We start from the raw sequence: 4,013 nt of genomic DNA on the forward strand, positions 1-4,013 counted from the left end.
GGCCCGGCCTCGACCAGCGCCTTCAGTTCGGCCTGCTGTGCCCCGTTCAAACGGCAGGCTGGTCCCGGATGCTGATAATCGCGCAGGCCATCCGGCCCTTCAGCATTGAAGCGGTGGACCCAGTCCCGCAGCGTCTGGCGGTCCATGCCGCCCACGCGGGCCGCATCCGTCCGGCTCGCCCCGTCACGGATTGCTGCCAGGGCCAGAAGCCGGCGCGCAGCGTTCGCCTGCCGGCTACGCGCCGCAAGTCGCCTCAGATCAGAGGCCGAATAGTCATCCCGTAGCTTCACCGCCCTCGTCATCAGCCAGATCCTCCCGCATCAAGAGAATCAGAGCCAGCGCCGTTTGTCACTTCACACACGAGTCAGTGGCTACGTCCTTTGGTATTATCTGATATGATTGGGCCATGTCCAGTACGCCCCCACATGAGATGGAAAAGCTGGCTGCGCTCCGGGCTGAACTCGCGGCCGCGCGGCATGCCCTGAGTGCTGCAGAGCAGAAGCTTGCTGTTGCCGAAGACAGGCTGGCTCACGCGGAAGATCGCTGTGCGGCCCTGCAGTTACAGATTGAGCGTGCGCGCGAACAGCTGGCTCTGATGCGGCGGCAGCAATACGGGCAGAAATCCGAGCGTCACCAGAAGGAGATGGACCAGCTCGAACTGGTGCTCGACGACCTTGAGGAGACGCTTGGCGAAGCCAGTGCCGAGCGGGCAACCCGGGAGCGCGAAAAGGGCGAAGTCCCCAGGCCACGCCGCAAGGCCACCCGGCGCCCGCTGCCTGAACATCTGCCGCGCGAAGTGATCGAACTGGCGCCAGTGGTCGTGTGCGACTGTGGACGATGCGATCCTGAACGCCTGGTACACATTGGCGAGGACGTGACGGAAGTGCTGGAGAAGATCACAGCACCACTGAAGGTATTGCGCTATGTGCGGCCCCGCCTGGCCTGCCGGTCGTGCGAGAAGATTTTCCAGGCGCCTGCCCCCGATCTGCCTATCGAGAAAGGGCGTGCTTCCGCCGGCCTGATTGCTAGCGTGATTGTCGCGAAATACTGGGACGGTCTGCCGCTGCACCGGCAGTCGTCGATCCTGGCGCGTGATGGCGTGGAGATCGATCGCAGCACGCTTGCCGACTGGATCGGTCACGGCGCGTGGTGGCTGGAGCCGCTACGGGACCGCATCCAGGCCTACGTCATGAGCCGCGATGTCCTGTGGACGGATGACACCCCCATCAGGGTGCTGGCGCCGGGGCACGGGAAGACAAAAGAGGCGCGGATCTGGTGCTACGGCCACGATCCCGCCACCTGGGGAAGCGATGAGCCGCCAGCGATGCTGTATTGTTACAGCGCCGACCGCAAAGGGGAGAGGCCTCGAACTCACCTTGAGCAGTATGCTGGCTGGCTGCACTCGGATGCATATGCGGGCTACGAAAAGCTTTTTGGTGTCAAAGAGGGCAAATCCTCGCCGATCCGGCCGGTAGCGTGCATGGCCCACGCACGCCGCTACTTTTTCAATGCCTACACCACACAGCCCGCCCCTCTGGCCGAGGAGGCTGTGGCCCGGATCGGTCTGCTCTATGATATCGAACGCGAGATCAGGGGCCTGGCGCCGGACCAGCGCCTGGCTGTCCGGCAGGCGCGGGCGGTTCCTGTCCTGAAGGATTTTCATGCCTGGGCGATCGCCCAGAAAGCACGGGTCTCCGGCAAATACGGCCTGGGTAAAGCGTTCAACTACGCGCTGAAACGCTGGGATCGTCTGTGCGCCTATACGCTCGACGGGCGCCTCTCCATCGACAATAACTTTTCCGAACGGTGTCTGAGGAATATAGCGGTCACGCGCAAGAATTTCCTGTTCCTGGGATCTGATCGGGGCGGAGAACGCGCCGCGATCTTCTATACCCTGCTCACCATCGCCACCCTCAACGGACTGAACCCGGAACGCTGGCTGGCGGATGTGCTCGATCGCCTTGCCCGCGGGCATCCAATGCATCAGATCGATGAACTCCTGCCCTGGAACTGGTCGCTCCAGGCAAAGCAGCAGGCCACCTGAAAAGTCCTGATCCGGGCTGGTGGATGTGTTGCGCTACCGTAGCATGCCACCACAGAGAAAACTTCCTTCCTATCTGCGTCAACTCGACCACGTTCTCGCACGGCTCGAAACAGCCATGTTGTTGAGCGAACTGGATGGGTTCCTCGCAGGTGTCGTCATCTGTCCCGACATGATCCTGCCCTCAGAATGGTTGCCAGTGGCGCTCGATCCCGAAGAAGAGGGGGCTCCTGTGCTCGAACACGAGAACGATGCCCGGTTGATCCTGCGTCATTACAATGCCGTGCTCCGTGATCTCGATCGCGGGCGTTACGCGCCCCTGTTTGATATCGACACACTGCATGGCGAAATACTTTGGGAATTGTGGATCGAGGGCTTCGAGCGCGCCATGGCGTTGCGGCCCGACGTTCGGGACGATCTGCTCCAAGACGTCGATGAGGACGTGCTCCGCGCGCCTGTCGGATTCCATGGACCAGTTCTCCAACGTCCCGGCCATGTCAACAAAAGTCGGACGAAACGAGCCATGTCCCTATGGCTCCGGTAAGAAATACAAGAAATGCTGCGGCATGAACTAAAGCAATCCGCATGCAGCACGCAAGAGTGGGGATCAGCTCACGCTTACCGGGTTTCCAGTTCCATGGCAACAGTTCGTGGAGCCGGTTCATCTTGTGCTCGTTGATACGGGCCAGGACGTCGGCGAGGTAATCAGGCGGGTTGAGGCCTGAGAGTTTTGCGCTTTCGATGAGGGTCATGGCATCAGCGATGTTGTCCCCACCGGCATCGGAACCGGCAAAGAGATAGTTTTTTCGGCCGACGCATACGGGCCGTATGGCCCGTTCGGCAGGATTATTGTCAATGGCGACACGACCATCTTCCACAAACAGGGTAAAGGCGGCCCACCGGTTGAGCGCATAGCGGATCGCTTTTGCCAGTTCTCCCTTCCCGGGGATGCGGGCGAGCTGTGCTTCGCACCAGGCATGGAACGCTGCAACGCGGGGGCGGCTTTTTTCCTGCCGGATCGCCAGGCGATACGGGGCCGGATGCCCGGTGATCTGCCGCTCGATATCGTAGAGCTCTCCGATCTGCTCAAGCACTTCCCTTGCAATTGTCGAGAAGCTGCCTTTCCAGACATCATGGAATGCCCGACGCAGGTGGGCCCAGCAGGCCGCTTCGCGCACACGCACGGTTCCCGTTGCATCGGGTTTATACAGGTCCCTGAACCCGGCGTAGGCGTCAGCCTGCAGAATACCACGGAACTGTGCCAGATGGGTCTGGGGATTGATCCCCTTGCGATCGGGAGAGAACCAGTAGGCAACGGCGGGCGGATCACTCCCGCCCCAGGGGCGGGGATCGCGCAGATAGGTCCAGATCCGCCCTTCCTTCACGCCCCGTGGTTTGCCAGCCTGGCGCAGGCGGGGATCAAGAACCTGGATGGGCGTATCATCGGCATGAAGCAGGTCTGCCCCCACGACCTCCTGACGGATCATATCTGTCAGGGGCCGCAGGACTGCAACGGCCTGACCACACCAGTCGATCAGGGTTGAACGGGGGATTTCGACACCCTGACGGGCAAAGATCTCGTTCTGACGATAAAGCGGGATATGGTCATCGAATTTCGAGACCAGAATATGGGCCAGGAGTCCGGGGCCAGCCATCCCCCGGGAGACAGGGCGCGATGGCGCTTCAGGCTGCACCATTGTTTGGCAATGACGGCAGGATTTCTTCAGCCGTGCCGTTTCGACAATTTTCAGTTTTGCTGCGATGAATTCAAGGATTTCGGTGACATCTTTCGCCGACGAGGCGCAAGGGACTGCCACAGGTGGAACAGGCTTCACCCGGGTCGAGCACAATGCGCTCCCGTGGTGTGGCGTCCGAGACCCGGGGCCTGCCGCGCCGTCTTTGGGGAGAGACCATGGCGTCGCCGTTATCGTGCTCCTCACTTTCGGGAGACGGATCTGCAGCTGCAATCGCG

Annotated in this window: 3 protein-coding genes and 2 pseudogenes; 3 read left to right on the top strand and 2 right to left on the bottom strand. The window is 61.3% G+C overall.

Translation table 11 applies throughout. The annotated features are described in order from the left end of the window. On the bottom strand, window positions 1–302 hold a 302-nt coding region (locus tag GXY01S_RS16370; protein WP_156470347.1), incomplete at its 3' end, for a helix-turn-helix domain-containing protein. A 104-nt stretch (window positions 303–406) separates the two neighbouring features. Here GXY01S_RS16370 and tnpC (GXY01S_RS16375) point away from each other — a divergent pair. The 3 genes and pseudogenes from tnpC (GXY01S_RS16375) (at window position 407) to GXY01S_RS19285 (ending at window position 2,616) form a co-directional block, all read left to right on the top strand. After that, window positions 407–2,044 carry an IS66 family transposase gene (tnpC, locus tag GXY01S_RS16375; RefSeq protein WP_082770965.1) on the top strand — a complete coding sequence of 546 codons (1,638 nt, stop codon included), beginning with the start codon at window positions 407–409 and terminating at the stop codon, window positions 2,042–2,044. Window positions 2,045–2,087: 43 nt separating this feature from the next. Continuing rightward, window positions 2,088–2,468: pseudogene (locus tag GXY01S_RS18430) on the top strand (UPF0149 family protein); the annotation flags it as partial. 67 nt (window positions 2,469–2,535) lie between these two features. Then, window positions 2,536–2,616, top strand: coding sequence for an SEC-C metal-binding domain-containing protein (locus GXY01S_RS19285; RefSeq protein ID WP_370664559.1), 81 nt, complete (start codon window positions 2,536–2,538; stop codon window positions 2,614–2,616). 48 nt (window positions 2,617–2,664) lie between these two features. Here GXY01S_RS19285 and tnpC (GXY01S_RS16385) read toward each other — a convergent pair. Beyond that, window positions 2,665–4,013: pseudogene (tnpC, locus tag GXY01S_RS16385) on the bottom strand (IS66 family transposase); the annotation flags it as partial.

Source organism: Komagataeibacter xylinus NBRC 15237, from assembly GCF_001571345.1.
Classification (GTDB): domain Bacteria; phylum Pseudomonadota; class Alphaproteobacteria; order Acetobacterales; family Acetobacteraceae; genus Komagataeibacter; species Komagataeibacter xylinus.